The organism is Ignavibacteriales bacterium (genome assembly GCA_016709155.1).
Classification (GTDB): domain Bacteria; phylum Bacteroidota; class Ignavibacteria; order Ignavibacteriales; family Ignavibacteriaceae; genus JADJEI01.
In genome coordinates, this window is sequence record JADJEI010000013.1 from 942742 (window position 1) to 960008 (window position 17267).

The following is a 17267-nucleotide window of genomic DNA, read 5'->3' on the forward strand; positions in this document are numbered from 1 at the left end:
AATGCAGACAAAACCGAGAATAAATATTTTCCTGAATTCCAATCAGGGTCGCTCAACCTTTTTTGAGCGGCTTTTTTTTTCCGCCTCATTTTCTTTTTGATTAAAAGCGGCTACGACAATATCATGTTGAAGCGAAGTGATGTTTTGGTCGCTCAATATTTTATGAGCGGCTTGTTGTTTTTCCGTCTCATTTCCTTTTTGATTAAAAGCGGCTACGACAATATGATGTATTAGCGAAGTAATGTTTGGGTCGCTCAATATTTTATGAGCGGCTTGTTGTTTTTCCGTCTCATTTTCTTTTTGATTAAAAGCGGCTACGACAATATCATGTTGAAGCGAAGTGATGTTTGGGTCGCTCAATATTTTATGAGCGGCTTGTTGTTTTTCCGTCTCATTTTCTTTTTGATTAAAAGCGGCTACGACAATATCATGTTGAAGTGAAGTGATGTTTGGGTCGCTCAATATTTTTTGAGCGGCTTGTAGTTTTTCCGTCTCATTTCCGTTTTGATTAAAAGCGGCTACGACAATAACAGTTTGAAGCGAAGTGATGTTTGGGTCGCTCAATATATTTTGAGCGGCTTGTTGTTTTTCCGTCTCATTTCCTTTTTGATTAAAGGCGGCATTTACAATTATCCCATTGATTGAATAGATGTTTGGGTCGCTCAATATTTTTTGAGCGGCTTGTAGTTTTTCCGTCTCATTTCCTTGTTGATTAAAAGCGGCATTTACAATTATCCCATTGATTGAATAGATGTTTGGGTCGCTCAATATTTTTGAGCAGCTAATTGTTTTTCCGTCTCATTTTCTTTTTGATTAAAAGCGGCTACGACAATATCATGTTGAAGCGAAGTGATGTTTTGGTCGCTCAATATTTTATGAGCGGCTTGTTGTTTTTCCTCTTTGCCCGCTTTTTTGAAATAGTTTAACCATGCTAAATTGGGATAAACTTTCTTGTCATAGAGCTTATCTAAATATCCTACTATTTGAACGGGAGTTAAATTGATATCCTCATCAGTTAAATGATTAAGATATGACGGATATAAGTTGCCTTTTTCAAATAATATATTTATCAACAATAGTTTCTCCTGACCATCAGCAAATATTTGATTCTGGTATTGCATCATAGCAGCTAAAAAAATGATGAGAAATTATCATAGCTTGGTGCATAGTTGTCAATTACAATATTCAGAAATTGTTTCAATAATAAATCATCATATTTTTTTGTGACAGGGTTATAAAATTCCAGCCATCCGTCTAAAATCACTCCGGCTAATCCTTCTTCGGCTAATTTATCGTGGTTGAATTGAACAAAATCTATTTGTTGAAGTTTTTTGTTTCTTAATGATGTATTCCTTCCTTTGTTTATATAACTTTTTACCCGTTCAAGAATAGTTGAGCGAGCATTCCAACTCGTAAAGGCGTTACTTACTTTATCATTTTCATTATAGGTATCCGCAATTTTCAGAAATGTATCAAAGTCAATAAATATTTTGTGGTTGGTGTAAATGCAAGCCCAGTTGTGCAATGCTTTTGCCATTCCGGGATATACGGCATTTATTTTTTTCAAATCACTTTTCACAATGCTTTTAAAAGCCAAGCCGGGTTCAGAGAAATCAATTTCCATAGGGTCAAATTTTTCATTGCTCACTCGTGCAATTACAAACAACAAGAGGAATAGACTCGTATTATAATACTCCTGCTTCTTTGTAACTTTTTCTTTGGCATCTTTCCATTCTGTGTGAAGCTCCATGATTTCAGCAATAATTTTTTCGTTTTCGGTTGATTGGAGATGAAATACATTTAATGGATCAGGTAGGTTATTAATATATTCCTTCCCCGAAGTTTCCCTGTCACCAATAATAACTCTGATGTTGTTTATGGCTTGTGTTTTAAGTAAAAACTCTTTTGCTTTTTCCTTTAGATTATCTGTAAGACGATACCAGTCTTCAATTATTACTAAATAATTTCTAAAACGGTCCTCTTGTATTTGTATCAATCCATTATCCGTAAAGTTTTCAAACCCCCTGTCTTTTACCCAAATAAATTTAAAAGATTCGTTGCATAGTTCAACTGCCAATCGTCTAAGCAAGGTAGATTTACCACAGCCACCAAAACCATGCACTACTGCTACAACTTTGTATGTTCTTGGTTTATCAAAGCAACTAGAAGCGATTGTTTTAACTTTTCCGTAATCATTCCTTACCACATCATAATTATTTATTACACCATACCACTGGCAATTTTCGTCCTGTTTTGCAGTGTAGAAATCAGGTTTTGTAAATTGTTTTCCGTTCTTAATCCTTCTTATGAAAGTGCTGTTAATTACTTCAGCACCTTCTATATGTATGTTTTCAATTTTGTCTTTGTTGTCTTGCAGGAATTGGAGAAAAAGTTTTGTGCCTTTGATACATTCATCTTTATATAACTTAATAAAAGTGTAATCCCTATCCTTAAATTCAGCTTTCTCTGCAACATCATCATTCTTCAAATCAAAGTGGTAGATTTTTATGTCATTTCCTTTTAATCCTTTAAAAAACTTGTCGAATACAATCTGTTCATTAAATTGAGTGCCGAGAATAATTAGTTTTTTTTGTTTGAATCAATATCCCCATAAATAACGTTATATAAAGAGTTTTGTTCTGCTCCAAGTTTAGTATATGAAGCGGAAGTAAAAACAATATTATCCAAGGTAGTTTCTTCATTCATTAATCCGTGAAGGTGAAGAATACAATTATCATTACTATCCATTGTATACGCCGGATAATTAAAAACCGGATACTTTTTCCCTTTATGTTTTGATTGAATTGTAGTTAAAACATTATCAAAATTAAAAGTGAAAATTGAATACCAGTTCGGCAGAAAAACCGAATCAAACAACTCGAAGTTAAATGCCGTTTCATCCACTAAAAATAAATTTCTTAGCTCATTAAGCAAATTAGGATTATTAGCAATTTTGTTTTCCCATACCGATGCAGCAGCTTTATATTCTGTAACTGATTTTGTAAATTTTTCATTTGTAAATTTTATGAATTGTTCAGCCGTTGGAATTGTACTAAATTCTTTGTTTTTATTCTTGACTCCAAAACTGAAACCAGCACCGAGAACCAAACAAAAATGCCCTTCTCTTAAGTCATCAAAAAAAGAATTGTCCGGCTTGAAATCGGCAATCAAAACAATATGGTTATCTTTGCTCATATGTGAAAAACAAAAAAATGTGCTGGGGCAAAAATTAAAAAAACTTCATTGCGGCTGTGCGATAAAGTTATCATTCCATTTGGTTTCGTATTGAAAAATGTTCGTTTCATATCATTCAGTTTTAAGTTTCACAGTCGCCAATAGGGTTGCACATAACTTGTTTATACCAGCCATAAAGTTGCACATATACAATGGCATTGCCATTAGCTTTGCGTTATAAACGGCTGTTATTATTTCTGGTACAAACATAAAAAATAATATTATAATTCATCAAATGGTGATTTCATTTTCCGCAAACTTTCATCTCACTCATCACTTCTCTTGTCTACTCTTTGTGGAGCGATTATTTTTTCCTGATGTAGATGATTTTAATATTCTTTTTACCTGTGTCACGCTCATCAATTTCAAATCTGTTCAGGCTTTTAATTAAGGGCAGCATTTTGGGGAAGCCGTAATTTCTGGGGTCAAAGTCGGGTTTCTTTTTCAGCATCAGGTTCCCTAATTCGCCTAAAAAAGTCCAGCCATTTTCGTCGGCAAGGTCAGTTATGCTGTCGGTTAATAGATTGATTAAATCAGAGTCAACTTTGCTCAAAGGATTATTGTCAGGTGGTGCTGCATCCTTTGATATTTTTTTATGCCTGTCTGCCGGCTGTCTTGTTGTTTTTGTTTTTAAAATTTCGAGGTAGATGAATTTATCGCAGGCGGTTATAAAAGGATTTAAGGTTTTCTTTTCTCCAATTCCAATTACTTTCATACCTGCTTCTCTAAGTCTTGTGGCAAGTCTTGTAAAATCGCTGTCGCTTGAAACAATACAAAAGCCACCCACCTTACCGGTGTATAAAATATCCATCGCATCAATTATAAGTGCGCTGTCACTTGCGTTTTTTCCTATCGAGTAGCTGTACTGCTGTATTGGAGTAATGGCATTTTCTAAAAGCACGTGTTTCCAGCCGGAAACGGATTGCTTTGTCCAATCAGCATAAATTCTTTTAAAGGTAGGTGTACCATACTTTGCAATTTCCTCAAACATTTCTTTCACGTTTGCGTAAGGCACATTGTCGGCATCAATTAATACTGCTAATTTCAGGTCATTTTGGGTTTCCATAATTCAGTCCAATTAATTATTTAGAGAATTAATTAAGCGCCGGAAAACAACTTAACCAGGTTGTATTCCATTTTTAATTACAACCAAAAATACTATGAAGTGGTGAAACTTGATACTGCTATGAGAAATAATCATATCAGCAGAGAAACAGTTACTCCAATGTCTAATTAACTATTGCTGTTAGCTCGTGAATAAATAATTGTGTTTCTTTTCTGTAGTTCTTCTTTATGTTTTTGCTCGAATAAATAATTACGTTTAAAATTATTCCGCTCCAAAAGTTTTATAGAAGGCAGATTTTCTTTATGTGTAAATGCTTCAAGAGATTTGAGTTTCATATCGTTAAATCCGAAATCAATAACTTTTTTAATTGCTTCGCTCATAAACCCCATCCCTTGAAATTCCGGTTTCAGTTCATATCCGATTTCGCCGCTTGCATCTTCGAATGAAATATTCCAGATGCATATAGTCCCGATTACTTTATCATCATCTTTTAATGCAATCGCCCAATAAATCCAGCCATTTTTGTCAATGCCGTCATTTATTTTTTTTATAAACAACTGTGCCTCGTCAATTGATGCAGCAGGGCTTCTTTCGAGATATTTATTTACCCCATCGTTTGATCTTATGGCGTATAATTCTTTATCATCACTAAGCCTCAACTTTCTGAGTGTGAGCCGCCCGGTGGTCAATTCTTTGAATATAATGCTGTCTGACATTTTATGGCTTTCTATTGAAATAAATTTCGTATCAATTCAATTTTAAAAATAAACTGATAAACCAAATTTTATAGATGAAGGCATCAGATTGAAGCCCTTTCTTTTGCTCGAAATGTTTTTGCCTAAATAGGTTACATCCTGAGTGGATTCACTTGTTAAATAATATGCACGAACACCGTATTCAGCAGAGAGCGTCATTTTATTATTGAACATCCACTCAACACCGGCTAATAGTTCGGCACCGAAATTCCACTGGGTGGATGTACTGGAGGAATAAAAATCAAATACATTTGCAGTATCAATATCTTGTTTTGAAAAAGCATAACTGACATAAGGACCTGCGCCAATAAAAAATCCAACGTCTTCCATAGTGGTTAAATAATTTAAGTATTGCAGATTAACTGAATAAGTCTGGTAGTCGAACGAATTTGTATATGAAGGATGAACATAAAAAGAATCAAGTTCTGATGCTGTAATATCATCATCAGAGTTATTTATTTGAGTAGAAACCCCTACCCGAATTGCTGATCGGTTGTCAAAGTGATACTTTCCTGAAAAAGTAGTTCCTTGAAAATGAGATAGTGTAAAATTGCTGCTGATCTGAAATTGGAGGGCAAACTTTCCGTTAAGTTTATCAAGGTAGGTGCTGTCCTGTGAATAAACTTGTACGGTAGATAGTATGAGAAGTGAAATTGCAAGTACTGAATTGCGAAAGAGTAATGATAATGAAAACATAAATCCTCCCGGATAAAATGAAATAATTAATTGAGTTTAATTTATCAATGATAACTTTTACTTTTATCAAGAGTAAACTTAAGTGTAACGGAGTGATCTTCAAAAACTAAAATTATACACACTGCTGTCCGAAATAATTTTAATATCAGTAAAAGAAATTAAAATTGAATTGTAATGAGAAGGATTTTTTATATAACTAAAAACAGTCTCTATTACCTATTAGGCAAGTTGATTCTACAGAAGAGCAAACCGTTAAAACGGTTGCAGTTAAATATTTTTTAAGTTCTCAACGGGATTAATCCCGTTGAGAATGTGAATCAAAGAATGATTAACCGTTTCAACGGTTTCAAAGTTCGATTAGTAAAGTAGTGTATTTAGAATTAGTCAAAAACATTCAATATTTTTTCAAAAAAATTATTTTGGAAAGATGTGATTATACAACACTATTTTTAATCCCTTCATTATCAGTGCCTTGAGTATTATTTTTGTTTAGTAAAAAAAATAAAGAGATGTTATGTCAGAGTATTCAATTTATAAAAAATCTAACCTGTCAGAAGAAGAATGGGATAGTTTTGTGGATAGTTCAGATAACGGAACTATTTTTCACAAAAGAGCTTTTCTTAATTATCACGCTAAAGATAAATTTAATGATGCTTCAATTGTTGTCACAAAGGATAAAAAAATCCTTTCGCTATTAACTGCGGCTGTGATTGAAAGGGAGGGCAAAAAAATCCTTAACTCTCATCCCGGGGCAAGTTACGGTAGTTTTGTGTATAAGCCTGATCTGAATTTTAAGGAAGCACACGAACTTGTGGATATACTAATCGAACATCCTAAAAACTTAAAGGTGGAGCGAATTCAGTTGACGCTGCCGCCGATAATTTATCAAACTAAATATTCCAACTATATTGATTTTGCTCTTTACAGAAACGGTTTCAATTATCTGAAAAGGGAGGTGTCAAGTATTGTCCAATTAGATTTTGAAAAGGATAGTTTACTTAATACCTATCGAGCTGAAGCACGTACTGCAACTAAGAAAGCACTTAAAAGCGGAATTGAAATTGTTGAATGCGAAAGGTTTGATGAGTACTACGAAATCCTAAAGAAGAATTTGAAATTGCGGCATGGTGTCAATCCCGCCCACACAATTGATGAATTGAAACTGCTAAAAAAAATATTTCCTGCAAAAGTTAGATTGTGGGGAGCATTCTTAAAAGACAAATTAATAGCAGGTGTTTGTAACTTCTCGGCAAACTCAAATGTTGTGCTTGCGTTTTACATTAGTCACGATGAAGCATACCAGGAATATCGCCCGGTAAATTTACTTTTTTATGAAATAATGAATCGCTATCGTGAGGAGGGGTTTAAGTTTTTAGACTTCGGAATATTCACTGTGATAATGGAACCAAATTGGGGATTGGCAAGATTTAAAGAAAATTTTGGAGCGCGTGGAATTTTTAGAGACACATTTTATAAAGATATTTAATGGCGAAAATTCTACACATTGCTCCTGAAAATTTTGCTGGTGTACCAATCAGTTTTGTAAAGATGCACAGGCAATATGGTGATGAATCCCGGCTGATAACACTTCATAAAACTAAATTAGATTTTGAAGAAGATCTCTGTCTTAATCTGCCCCTTCCTGAATTCAAATTAGCAAAGCTATGGAGAAGTAAAAAAGTCAGCGAGATTCAACAGCATAAAAAAATTGCCGCTCCTTTTTTTTCACCCAAAAATATATTCGAAGAGTTATATTTTAATTGGAGTGATGGGCAGCGAAGGGCACTTGTTGATGAGGTTATTACGAAACTCAATCTAAATGAGTACGAGATTATTCATTACGATGGCGGTCTTGATTTTTTCCGCAACCCAACTCAGGCATTAAAGTGGAAGAAGGAGGGGAAGAAGATTGTCTGCTGTTATTATGGAAGTGATCTGCGCAGCCGCGGACTAATTCGTGAGCTTGATCAAATATCAGATCTAAATATTACATCGGAGTTTGATCATCTCGCATTAAAAAAAAATATTGAATATCTTTTTTATCCTTACGATGGATCAGACCTTCCCGTAAAATCAAATTCAGAAAATGATAGAGTTCGAATTGTTCACTCGCCAACAAACAGAAAGTATAAAGGCACTGATTTAATAATATCTGTAATTGAAAAAATTAAAAAAGAAAAACAAATTGAATTTGTGCTTCTTGAAAATCTTCATCGAAGTGAAGTACTAAAAATAAAAAGTACCTGCGATATAAGCATTGATCAGGTAGGTGGAATAATGGGCGGGACGGGATACGGCAAAGCGGGGCTCGAAACTCTTGCAATGTCCATTCCAACTATTACAAATATGACGAATGAATATGAAAAATGGCTGCCGGAAAATCCGTTCGTTGTTGCAAATAATATTGACCAACTTTACTTAAAGCTAAATGAACTGATTGAAGATAGACTTTTACGTGATGAATATGGAAGGAAAGGACAGGAGTGGGTTAAAAAATATCATAGCTTCGAAAGTGTAAACAAGCGGCTTAAAGAATTATACAGATCTTACGGTATAACATGAAAGAAAAAAAAGCCGGGCTCAGCGAATCAACTTTTTGGTACACTCTCGGAAATCTATTAATTAGATCGGTTAGTTTTTTACTCCTTCCTCTTTATTCCAACTTAATTTCAACTGACGACTTCGGCAGGTATTCTTTACTGATGGCTTTTTATACTATCGCGGCAGTTTTTTATCAGGGAGGGTTAACGTCAGCACTAACTAAGTTTTATTTGGACTCGGAGGATGATAAACAGAGAAGCAAAATATTCTCTACAGTGGTGAATTTAATACTGTTGATTGGTGTTTCATTAACAATTTTAGCCGCTGCATTTTCTACTAATCTTTCAAATTTGATTTTAGGTTCGGATAAATTTTCGGGATTAGTTCTGCTTACTGTTTTCAGTTTGTTCATTGATAGTTTTGTTACTACAGTTCTTCAACTATTAAAGACGAAAGAACTTTCACGAAAAGCGGTATCATTCTCAGCTATTTCTGCCATCACGAATTTGTTACTGAACATTTTACTTGTTTATTATTTAGGATGGGGGATAGTAGGAATTATAGCAGCACAATTAATATCAGCTTTATTTGTATTATTAATATTAATACCGACAATTAGAAAAGAATACTCGTTCACTATCGAAACTCCAATTGTAAAAAGCATTTTAGCTTTTTCTTATCCTTTAATTGCTGCTGGAATTTTATCAACAGCAGTTGATGTAATTGACAGATTTATTATCAACTATTATTTCGGGGAGGAAACCACAGGTATTTACAGCTTCTCTTACAAAATTGCGCTGGTAATGAATGTCTTTGTCATTTCAATGAGGACAGCGTGGACCCCATATTCTATTAGATTATTCAGGACGGGTAATTATGCTGATGATTACGGCAAAGTACTGACAAAAATTATTGCAGTATCTTCAATTATATTTCTTGCAACTTCCCTGTTAGCCGGTGATTTATTCAACTTTACTTTCAACGGTAAATATTTATTCAATCCATCATATCAGGGTGGGGTGATAATAATCCCGATCGTGCTTATCGCTTATGGCTTTAATGCTTTAGCCGGCTTTTACGCAATCTATCCATTTATTATAGGAAAAAGTTCCTATTTCTTTTATGTTGATTTGTTAGCTTTGATTTTTAACCTTGTGTTCAATTATCTATTAATACCTAAGTATGGAATTGTTGGAGCTGCAATTGCAACACTGATAAGTTACTGTGCAGGATTTATGTTTTTCTTTTCAATATCACACAAAAAGATGCAGATAAATTACCAGCTAAATAAAATCTTGCAATCATTGTTTGTAACAGGAATTGCTTATGTTATCTGCAATCAGTTAGATAAAATTTATTTTGATATAATCTTTGTGGCAATTGTTGTTTACATATTCAAGAGAATTACTTCACTTGATTTTCGCTTTGGTAAATAATACTTCGGAAAAGTATAATTTAATAGCTGCGACAATTAGGGCAAAAGATTTTTAATGAGGTTCAATAGAAGTGGTTCAAGAATTTCCCAATTGTATTTTCCCTCGAATAATTTCCTTGCAAAGGTTGAATGTGACATTAACAGCAATGAACTATCTAAATATTCTTTAACTTGATTAACAGCCGCTTGTAGGTCATTATTTTCTATAAAAATTCCAAATTGATTTTTATCTCTCATTTCTCCAAGTGAATCAAGCTTGGTATAAATCACAGGCTTACCGCAAGCCATATAATCAAATATTTTAATCGGAAGTGATTTATTATAAACTTTGTTTTTATCACGTAAATCAATGCATATATCTACCGATTTTAATTCGGTTGAAAAGTTTTTGTAGTCCACCCAATCTTTATAATCAATCGATATATTACTTAAAGTTGAAAGTGAATTCATGAGTTCGCGAAGTTCTTCATTTTCAAAAGGACCAATAATTTTTATAACAAATGATTTATTTGGAAAATCAGTCGCAGTCATTTTTACTAATTCTATAAATCTGGCGAATCCTCTTTCTTTTGAAATAATTCCAGTATAGCATAATGTAAAAGTTTTTCCACTATATGGCGGGGGGCTATACTGGAAATGTTTTTTAGATGGGTAATAACTTATAATAGTGTACTTCTTGAAAGGTGCAAAAAATCTGTACGGTATTGCTTTTAATTTTTCGCCTATAATTAAATGATCAGCTCGATTGGAAACATAAATGTTGAACAGTGAATATATCTGGTAGAAAAAAGTACGCTTCAATCCTGAGAATTGATTCAACATATTTTGGTGGGGATACCATTCAGTTATATCGTAAATGATTTTCAACTTTGGATTTTGTTTCTTGTATCTTAGTGCTGCAATGATTGTTAAAGGCTCACTGCAAATCGTTAGGTCGGGCATCGTCTCTTTTAAGAGTTTATTAAACTTTATAAGTTTATCAGGTTTAGAAAAAGCAGATCCGTCAAATCCATAAACTTTAATTCCATCAATTGTATCTGTGAGCTGCTTTGTTGAAGCAATAACCGAAACGTTGTAACCAGCATTTAGTAATGTCAATCCGAATTTATAAAATATTCTTTCGTCTAGTGGAGAATGTCCCGAAGTAATCAGGCAGATATTTTTATGAGTATTCACAAAATACAAGTTAAGTTAAGTTAGAATTATTTATTAATTTTCAGATAACATCAAACGTAAATTAAGCAGATGAATGAGCCAAATAAAATTTCTGTAATTATCATTACAAAAAATGAAAATCAAAATATTACCGATTGCCTTAATTCTGTAAAATGGGCTGATGAAATCATCATCATTGATGCAGAAAGTTCGGACGATACAATAGAACTTGCAAAAAAATTTACTGATAAAGTTTTCATCAAAAAGTGGAATGGATATTCGGATCAGAAAATGTATGCGCTTTCATTAGCAAAGAATGAATGGGTTTTAAGTCTCGATGCCGATGAAAGAATTACTGATGAATTAAAAAATGAAATTATTTTTTCTGATCTTTCCATTGCTGACGGATATAAAATTTCGAGAGCTAATTATTTTTTAGGCAGACTTATTCGAGGCTGCGGCTGGAGTCACGATTATCAGTTAAGGTTATTTAGAAAATCAAAAACAAAAGTGACTGAAAGAATGGTACACGAAGGTTTTATCGTTGACGGGAAAATTTCTGAACTGAAATCTTCGATGCTTCATTATTCATATCGAAATTTTCATGATGCTGTGAATAAAATTAATAAGTACTCTACTCTTGAAGCACAAGAAAAATATCAGCGCAAAAAAGTAAATGGTTTTACAATCCTGCTAAATCCTTTTATCGCATTCGTACAGTTTTTTATTTTCAGAAAAGGATTTATTGATGGTACATATGGATTGCTCGTTTCCATTATGCATGCAATGACCAAGATGATGATGTACATGAAAATGTGGGAACTGCAGAAGAAACAAAAATGAGTATGAACGTTGTCATAACTAACGACGCTGTCAATATTGCCGGTGGTGAAAACTATGCGCTTTATCTTGCCGAAGGATTAAGAGAACGAAATCACAAGGTCATTATAGCACCGTTAAAAAATTCTGCATTAGCCGACGAAGCACGTGAGCGTAAATTTTTAGTTTATGAAATTCCATATGGACTTAAGGGCAGGGAATTCAATGCAGTAAAAGTTTTATACAATTTTCTTCGAAAAGAAAAAATTGACATAGTCCATTCTAATTCAAATTTGGATAGAACTATCGCAGCCTTCGCTGGAAAATTTATTGGAGCTAAAAATTTTACTACCGTTCATTCTTGCTTATCTATTAGCCGAAATGTAACTCATCGCTTTAGAAATAAATTCTTGATTGATCGCTTCACTCCGGTTGGATTTTCTACGAAAGATATTTTGATAAACATGGATTTAATCCCTGAAGAAAAAATATCTGTGGTGCATATTGGCTTACCACCGGCTCAATTTGTTTATTCGAGTGAAGGCAGAAGAAAAATTCGAAATGAATTTTCGATTAAAGATGAAGAAATACTTATAGGAACGGTTTCCCGGTTAGTTGAATTTAAAGGACATTCTAATTTAATAAACGCTTTTAAGGATGCTTCTTTAAAAAATCAAAAGCTAAAATTGCTGATTGTTGGATCAGGTGAACTTGAGGCGGAATTAAAAACAAACCGCAAATTTTCAGTTGGAGGACAAAATCATTTTTACCGGGAATAGAAAAGATATTTCCGATATACTTTCTGCAATAGATATCTTTGCACAAACTTCAATTGATAATGGAGGGGAGACATTTCCTGTGTCAATTCTCGAAGCTATTTCAGTCGGGCTTCCGATTATTGCAAGTAATGTCGGTGATATTAAATATCTCGTTCGAAATGAAAATGGAATTTTGCTTCAGCCGGGAAATGTTTTGCAGATATCGGACTCAATCTTAAAACTTTCTTCTAATCAAAGCTTGATCGAAAAATATAAATCAGCTTCGAGAAAATTGTTTGAAAATGAATATACTGTCGGGCGAATGGTAAATAAAATTGAATCACTTTATTTAGAAGAACTAAAAAAAGATGTCCATTAAAATATTGATCGCACCCGATTCGTTTAAGGAATGTATTGACTCAATTTCGCTGGCAGCGCTTATTGAAGATGAATTTAAAAAGTTTAATAACTATGAACTGAAATCAAAACCAATTTCTGACGGCGGAGATGGATTTCTGAATGTTTGTAAAAATTACTTTCAACTTGAAGAAGTTAAATATTCAGTCTCAACAGCTTATAATGAAGACATAATGATTTGCCAAATTGGATATGATAAGATTAGAAGAAATATTTTTATAGAATCGGCTGATGTACTCGGACTAAAAAAATTCCTGCCGACAAGAGAAAACCTTTAAAGCTTAACTCAAAAGGATTAGGAGAGCTTCTTTTACAAATTAAATCAGATGTAGAAAAAGAAAAACTAAATTGTGACTCAATTTATCTTGGTATTGGCGGCACCGGCACAGTTGATTTCGGACTTGGTATGTGTTCAAAACTCGGGTTACAAATATCTGATTTTTATAAAAAAGAAATGGATGTACTCCCTGAAAATTATTTCCGCATGGGTGAAATTTATCCGCCGAACAAGACTTTGCCATTTAATATTATTTGTGTTGTTGACGTTCAGAATCAATTGATAGGACAGGATGGGGCAGTGATAAAATTTGCCTCACAGAAAGGCGCATCACCGTCAGATATTAAATTGTTAGAACTTGGGTTTAGTAAAATTCTAAACATCCTTCAAACGAAAAACTTGATAGGGAATGAAAAATCTTTTTCCGGGGCAGGTGGAGGAATTGCTGCGGCACTTCAAATATTTTATAATGCGAAAATTATACAAGCCAAAGATTTTATTCTTAATTTGCTCGATGTGAAGATGGAGATTGATCATTCGGAAATTATAATTACCGGTGAAGGCAAGTTCGATTCACAAAGTTTACTCGGCAAAGGTGCATACTCAATTGCAGAATATGCCTTACAAAAAAATAAAAAGGTTTTTTTTGTCTGTGGTAAATCTGAAATGAAAGCCGGCAATTTTGATAATGACAATTTCTCTATTATAGAGTTGAGCAATTTTATGAGTTCAGAAAACGAATCAATTCAAAATATAAATCGGGGTATTTCTTTAGCATGTGAGCTAATCCGGTCTAAACTTTGATTATCATTTTTCCTCAGAGTCTAAATTGTTAAATTGAAATTGTAATGATTATATTTTTGGAAAAAGGATTTAGATGAGAGAATATCTCGATTTAGTCAAACTTGTAATTGACAAAGGAACACGCAAATCATCCCGAACAGGGATTGATACTATTTCTTACTTTGGCGCCTTTTATAAGGTTGATTTACAAAATGGTTTTCCATTATTAACAACCAAGAAAGTTGAATGGAAGTCTCTGCTTAATGAAGTTTTGTGGTATTTATCCGGTGAGCATCATATAAAAAATTTGAGACAACACACTAAAATCTGGGACGCCTGGGCGGATGAAAATGGACTGCTTCAAACAGCTTACGGTAGATTCTGGCGGCGTTATCCCGTACCCGAAGCAAAATCAATTCTTGAAGGAGAAGTTTATGTTGATGATTCTCATCCATTTGTTCATAGAGAATCTAACGGCGCACTAACATTTGATCAGATAGGGTGGGTGATCAATGAGATTAGTACTAATCCCAACTCACGCAGATTAATTATCAATGCATGGCATCCTGCAAATGCAGTCATTAGCAAGCTGCCCCCTTGTCATTATACTTTTGCATTCAATGTAAATTCCGGAAAATTAAATTGTCATTTAACTCAGCGAAGCGGCGATATTGCTTTGGGAATTCCTTTTAATCTTGCAGCTTATTCATTACTGACACAAATAATTGCTCAAGAAACGAATCTGCAGTTAGGTGAATTCGCTCATACAATTATTGATGCACATATTTATGTTGCTGACAAGGGGAGTGTAAATGAAAAGTTTGATCATCTTGCAGGATTAAAACTACAACTTCAAAGAGAACCCCTTCCATTGCCAAAATTGAAAATTAATATGAAGCCGATTGATGAATTAAAGTTTGATGATTTTCAATTGATTGATTATCAGTATCATGAGAAGATAAAGTTTGAGGTTGCTGTTTGAAAAAAATTATCATTGCGGCAATTGCCAAAAATGGTGTAATAGGTCGGGCTGATAAACAAATGCCCTGGCATGATTCCGAGGAGTTTAAACATTTTAAGCGTACTACTTTTGGTTACCCAATTATCATGGGGCGGAAAACTTTTGAGTCGCTTGGTAAACCTTTAATTGGAAGATTAAATATTGTAATTACTAAAAACTTGGATTGGAAATGTAATTATCCTGAAGTTTTGGTTTTGACTTCACTTGAATCTGCAATTAAACATTGTGAAAACAGTCACTATGAAAAAATATTTATTACCGGCGGCGGACAATTATATAAGCAGGCTATTTTGATTGCCGATGAGATGATTCTATCTTTTATGAATTTCGAAGCTAAAGGCGAAGTGTTCTTTCCGGCAATTGATGAATCAAACTGGATAATAAACAAAAGAGAACCGAAAGAAAATTTTGAAATTGTAACCTACATTAGAAAATAAATGAGCTTAAATAAAAAAATAAATATACTTCCCGAAAACATTGCCAATAAAATTGCAGCCGGCGAAGTAATACAGCGCCCGGAATCGGCAGTTAAGGAATTACTTGAAAATTCAATTGATGCCGGGGCTGATTCAATTGAGGTAGTTGTAAAACGTGCCGGAAAAATCCTGATTCAAGTTTGCGATAATGGAATCGGAATGTCGCCCGAAGACGCAATTGACTGTATTAAAAAACATGCAACAAGTAAAATTACAATCGTAGAAGATCTGGATAATATCAGAACGTTAGGTTTTCGGGGGGAGGCACTCAGTTCGATTGCTGCTGTTGCTCAACTTGAAATTCGTACTGAAAGAAATGATGATGAAATTGGCTGTTTAATTAAATATGAAGATTCAATCGGAGTAGTAAAAGAAGCGGGCTCATTTGCAAAAGGCACTTGTGTTTCTGTAAAAAATTTATTTTATAATATTCCTGCCAGACGAAATTTTTTAAGGAGTGATGCGACTGAATTAAAACACATTTTAGATACTTTTAATAAAATTTCATTAAGCCATCCGCAAATATCATTTCGATTTTTTAACGATGATGATTTAATTTTTGATTATAAATCCGGAACTTTAGAAGAAAGAATAATGCAAGTGTTTGCAGATAATATTCTTGATGCTTTAATACCTGTTCAGGAGCATACAGAATATTTGAATTTGAAAGGATATGTAAGTAAGCCGGCTTATCTAAAAAGAAGTAAAGGCGAACAGTATGTTTTCTTAAATAACCGTTATGTTATAAGCAGACAAATAAATCATGCTGTTTTTTCGGCTTATGAAAACATTCTTGAAAAGGGCGATTTCCCGTTCTTCATAATATTTATTGAACTTGACCCCAAAAAGGTTGATGTTAATGTTCATCCTTCAAAGCTTGAAGTGAGGTTTGATGATGAAAAAGATATTTATAGTTTTGTTCGTGCTGTTGTTAGAAAAGGACTCGGTTCTTTTGATCTAGTGCCTTCACTAAAATTTACAGAAAGTACTAACGATGGAGAGCGAACCCGCTTCGACAAATTTACTAAAACCGACGTGAATGATTTTTCCGATCGTCCTGTCTTTGAAGCAAAGCATTCGACTGCCAAATCCAATTTCAGCGATAAAGAAATTGATCTGATATTCAGCACAATTCCGGATGACATTTTACCTGCTAAACCGGGAGAAATTTCTACCCATCCCTTTGAGCAGGCAAATCAAAATACTGAAGTAAAAACTGAAAAATCTTTCCCAAATTCACCGGTGAGTGAGGAAACTCCATTCATTATTCAGCTTCATAATAAGTATATCCTATCGCAAATTAAATCCGGACTTATGATTATTGATCAGCATGTTGCACATGAAAGAATTTTATATGAAAAAGTTCTAAACAGACTTGACGCTAATATTCCTTTTTCTCAACAATTACTATTTCCGAAAACACTTGAATTAAATCCGGGTACTTTTGGATTATTGAAAGAGATTTATCCAATATTAGCAAGGCTGGGGTTCGAGGTTAAATTTTTTAGCAAGCAAACAATTGTTATTGAAGGTGTCCCGGATGATATAAAAAATGGTTCAGAAGAAGTTGTGTTAAAGGAAATAATTGATGAGTATATCTCGAACTCGCGTGAGAAAAAACTTGAGGAAACTGAAAACATTGCCAAGTCTTATTCTTGTAAAGCAGCTATTAAGGCTGGGGATAAATTAAGTGACCGCGAAATGCGCCTATTGATTGATCAACTTTTTGCTACCTCCATGCCTTATATTTGTCCGCATGGAAGACCAATAGTTGTTAAAATTTCTCTTGATGAATTTGATCGAAGATTTGGTAGAACTTAAATTGTAACAGATT

19 protein-coding genes are annotated in these 17267 nt (G+C 33.7%); 11 read left to right on the forward strand and 8 right to left on the reverse strand.

All coding sequences use genetic code 11. The features are described from left to right. Positions 1–42: 42 nt before the first annotated feature. From IPH11_17765 to IPH11_17795, 7 genes are all read right to left on the reverse strand, one after another. Complete coding sequence (locus IPH11_17765) at positions 43–768, reverse strand: hypothetical protein (GenBank protein ID MBK6915416.1); 726 nt, start codon at positions 766–768, stop codon at positions 43–45. Continuing rightward, the gene (locus tag IPH11_17770) at positions 765–1121 is read right to left on the reverse strand and encodes a hypothetical protein (GenBank protein ID MBK6915417.1); all 357 of its coding nucleotides are present in this window, start codon (positions 1119–1121) and stop codon (positions 765–767) included. The genes IPH11_17765 and IPH11_17770 overlap by 4 nt, the downstream gene beginning before the upstream one ends. 8 nt (positions 1122–1129) lie before the next feature. After that, a complete protein-coding gene (locus IPH11_17775; GenBank protein MBK6915418.1) occupies positions 1130–2488 on the reverse strand; it encodes a hypothetical protein in 1359 nt (452 codons plus the stop codon). Between the two features lie 92 nt (positions 2489–2580). Further along, positions 2581–3195 (reverse strand): SIR2 family protein, encoded by a 615-nt coding sequence (locus IPH11_17780; protein MBK6915419.1) that lies wholly within the window; start codon positions 3193–3195, stop codon positions 2581–2583. A 343-nt stretch (positions 3196–3538) separates the two neighbouring features. Then, the gene (locus IPH11_17785) at positions 3539–4300 is read right to left on the reverse strand and encodes an NYN domain-containing protein (GenBank protein MBK6915420.1); all 762 of its coding nucleotides are present in this window, start codon (positions 4298–4300) and stop codon (positions 3539–3541) included. A 167-nt stretch (positions 4301–4467) separates the two neighbouring features. After that, positions 4468–5016, reverse strand: a complete 549-nt coding sequence (locus IPH11_17790; GenBank protein ID MBK6915421.1) for a GNAT family N-acetyltransferase — start codon at positions 5014–5016, stop codon at positions 4468–4470. Positions 5017–5058: 42 nt separating this feature from the next. Beyond that, positions 5059–5751 carry an outer membrane beta-barrel protein gene (locus tag IPH11_17795; protein MBK6915422.1) on the reverse strand — a complete coding sequence of 231 codons (693 nt, stop codon included), beginning with the start codon at positions 5749–5751 and terminating at the stop codon, positions 5059–5061. Between the two features lie 514 nt (positions 5752–6265). On the opposite strand from IPH11_17795, the gene IPH11_17800 reads away from it, so the two are divergent. The 3 genes from IPH11_17800 to IPH11_17810 are packed head-to-tail and all read left to right on the forward strand — an operon-like array spanning position 6266 to position 9728. Beyond that, positions 6266–7237, forward strand: a complete 972-nt coding sequence (locus tag IPH11_17800) for a GNAT family N-acetyltransferase (GenBank protein ID MBK6915423.1) — start codon at positions 6266–6268, stop codon at positions 7235–7237. Then, the gene (locus tag IPH11_17805) at positions 7237–8313 is read left to right on the forward strand and encodes a glycosyltransferase family 1 protein (GenBank protein ID MBK6915424.1); all 1077 of its coding nucleotides are present in this window, start codon (positions 7237–7239) and stop codon (positions 8311–8313) included. The genes IPH11_17800 and IPH11_17805 overlap by 1 nt, the downstream gene beginning before the upstream one ends. Further along, complete coding sequence (locus IPH11_17810; GenBank protein MBK6915425.1) at positions 8310–9728, forward strand: oligosaccharide flippase family protein; 1419 nt, start codon at positions 8310–8312, stop codon at positions 9726–9728. The genes IPH11_17805 and IPH11_17810 overlap by 4 nt, the downstream gene beginning before the upstream one ends. A gap of 35 nt (positions 9729–9763) precedes the next feature. Here the strand turns inward: IPH11_17810 and IPH11_17815 are convergent, their stop codons facing one another. Further along, complete coding sequence (locus IPH11_17815; protein MBK6915426.1) at positions 9764–10903, reverse strand: glycosyltransferase; 1140 nt, start codon at positions 10901–10903, stop codon at positions 9764–9766. 69 nt (positions 10904–10972) lie between these two features. Here IPH11_17815 and IPH11_17820 point away from each other — a divergent pair, with 69 nt between their 5' ends. From IPH11_17820 to mutL, 8 genes are all read left to right on the forward strand, one after another. Further along, positions 10973–11725, forward strand: a complete 753-nt coding sequence (locus IPH11_17820; GenBank protein ID MBK6915427.1) for a glycosyltransferase family 2 protein — start codon at positions 10973–10975, stop codon at positions 11723–11725. A 2-nt stretch (positions 11726–11727) separates the two neighbouring features. Continuing rightward, positions 11728–12480 carry a glycosyltransferase family 4 protein gene (locus tag IPH11_17825; GenBank protein ID MBK6915428.1) on the forward strand — a complete coding sequence of 251 codons (753 nt, stop codon included), beginning with the start codon at positions 11728–11730 and terminating at the stop codon, positions 12478–12480. Continuing rightward, the gene (locus IPH11_17830; GenBank protein ID MBK6915429.1) at positions 12449–12838 is read left to right on the forward strand and encodes a glycosyltransferase; all 390 of its coding nucleotides are present in this window, start codon (positions 12449–12451) and stop codon (positions 12836–12838) included. Before IPH11_17825 ends, IPH11_17830 begins: the two co-directional genes overlap by 32 nt. Next, positions 12828–13154, forward strand: coding sequence for a glycerate kinase (locus IPH11_17835; protein MBK6915430.1), 327 nt, complete (start codon positions 12828–12830; stop codon positions 13152–13154). Before IPH11_17830 ends, IPH11_17835 begins: the two co-directional genes overlap by 11 nt. Further along, positions 13127–13957: a glycerate kinase gene (locus IPH11_17840; protein MBK6915431.1), complete on the forward strand. Its 831-nt coding sequence runs from the start codon at positions 13127–13129 to the stop codon at positions 13955–13957. Before IPH11_17835 ends, IPH11_17840 begins: the two co-directional genes overlap by 28 nt. Positions 13958–14030: 73 nt before the next feature. Next, positions 14031–14918: a thymidylate synthase gene (gene thyA / locus IPH11_17845; GenBank protein ID MBK6915432.1), complete on the forward strand. Its 888-nt coding sequence runs from the start codon at positions 14031–14033 to the stop codon at positions 14916–14918. Next, positions 14915–15394, forward strand: a complete 480-nt coding sequence (locus IPH11_17850; GenBank protein ID MBK6915433.1) for a dihydrofolate reductase — start codon at positions 14915–14917, stop codon at positions 15392–15394. Before thyA ends, IPH11_17850 begins: the two co-directional genes overlap by 4 nt. Continuing rightward, on the forward strand, positions 15395–17254 hold the full coding sequence (gene mutL, locus IPH11_17855) for a DNA mismatch repair endonuclease MutL (protein ID MBK6915434.1): 1860 nt from the start codon (positions 15395–15397) through the stop codon (positions 17252–17254). Positions 17255–17267: the final 13 nt, after the last annotated feature.

What these genes read in the sequence shown, in the direction of transcription:
- IPH11_17770 (MBK6915417.1), bottom strand. Translation starts at nt 1,121, where the DNA reads ATGCAATACCAGAATCAAATATTTGCTGATGGTCAGGAGAAACTATTG.
- IPH11_17780 (MBK6915419.1), bottom strand. Translation starts at nt 3,195, where the DNA reads ATGAGCAAAGATAACCATATTGTTTTGATTGCCGATTTCAAGCCGGAC.
- IPH11_17785 (MBK6915420.1), bottom strand. Translation starts at nt 4,300, where the DNA reads ATGGAAACCCAAAATGACCTGAAATTAGCAGTATTAATTGATGCCGAC.
- IPH11_17790 (MBK6915421.1), bottom strand. Translation starts at nt 5,016, where the DNA reads ATGTCAGACAGCATTATATTCAAAGAATTGACCACCGGGCGGCTCACA.
- IPH11_17795 (MBK6915422.1), bottom strand. Translation starts at nt 5,751, where the DNA reads ATGTTTTCATTATCATTACTCTTTCGCAATTCAGTACTTGCAATTTCA.
- IPH11_17800 (MBK6915423.1), top strand. Translation starts at nt 6,266, where the DNA reads ATGTCAGAGTATTCAATTTATAAAAAATCTAACCTGTCAGAAGAAGAA.
- IPH11_17805 (MBK6915424.1), top strand. Translation starts at nt 7,237, where the DNA reads ATGGCGAAAATTCTACACATTGCTCCTGAAAATTTTGCTGGTGTACCA.
- IPH11_17810 (MBK6915425.1), top strand. Translation starts at nt 8,310, where the DNA reads ATGAAAGAAAAAAAAGCCGGGCTCAGCGAATCAACTTTTTGGTACACT.
- IPH11_17820 (MBK6915427.1), top strand. Translation starts at nt 10,973, where the DNA reads ATGAATGAGCCAAATAAAATTTCTGTAATTATCATTACAAAAAATGAA.
- IPH11_17825 (MBK6915428.1), top strand. Translation starts at nt 11,728, where the DNA reads ATGAACGTTGTCATAACTAACGACGCTGTCAATATTGCCGGTGGTGAA.
- IPH11_17835 (MBK6915430.1), top strand. Translation starts at nt 12,828, where the DNA reads ATGTCCATTAAAATATTGATCGCACCCGATTCGTTTAAGGAATGTATT.
- thyA (MBK6915432.1), top strand. Translation starts at nt 14,031, where the DNA reads ATGAGAGAATATCTCGATTTAGTCAAACTTGTAATTGACAAAGGAACA.
- mutL (MBK6915434.1), top strand. Translation starts at nt 15,395, where the DNA reads ATGAGCTTAAATAAAAAAATAAATATACTTCCCGAAAACATTGCCAAT.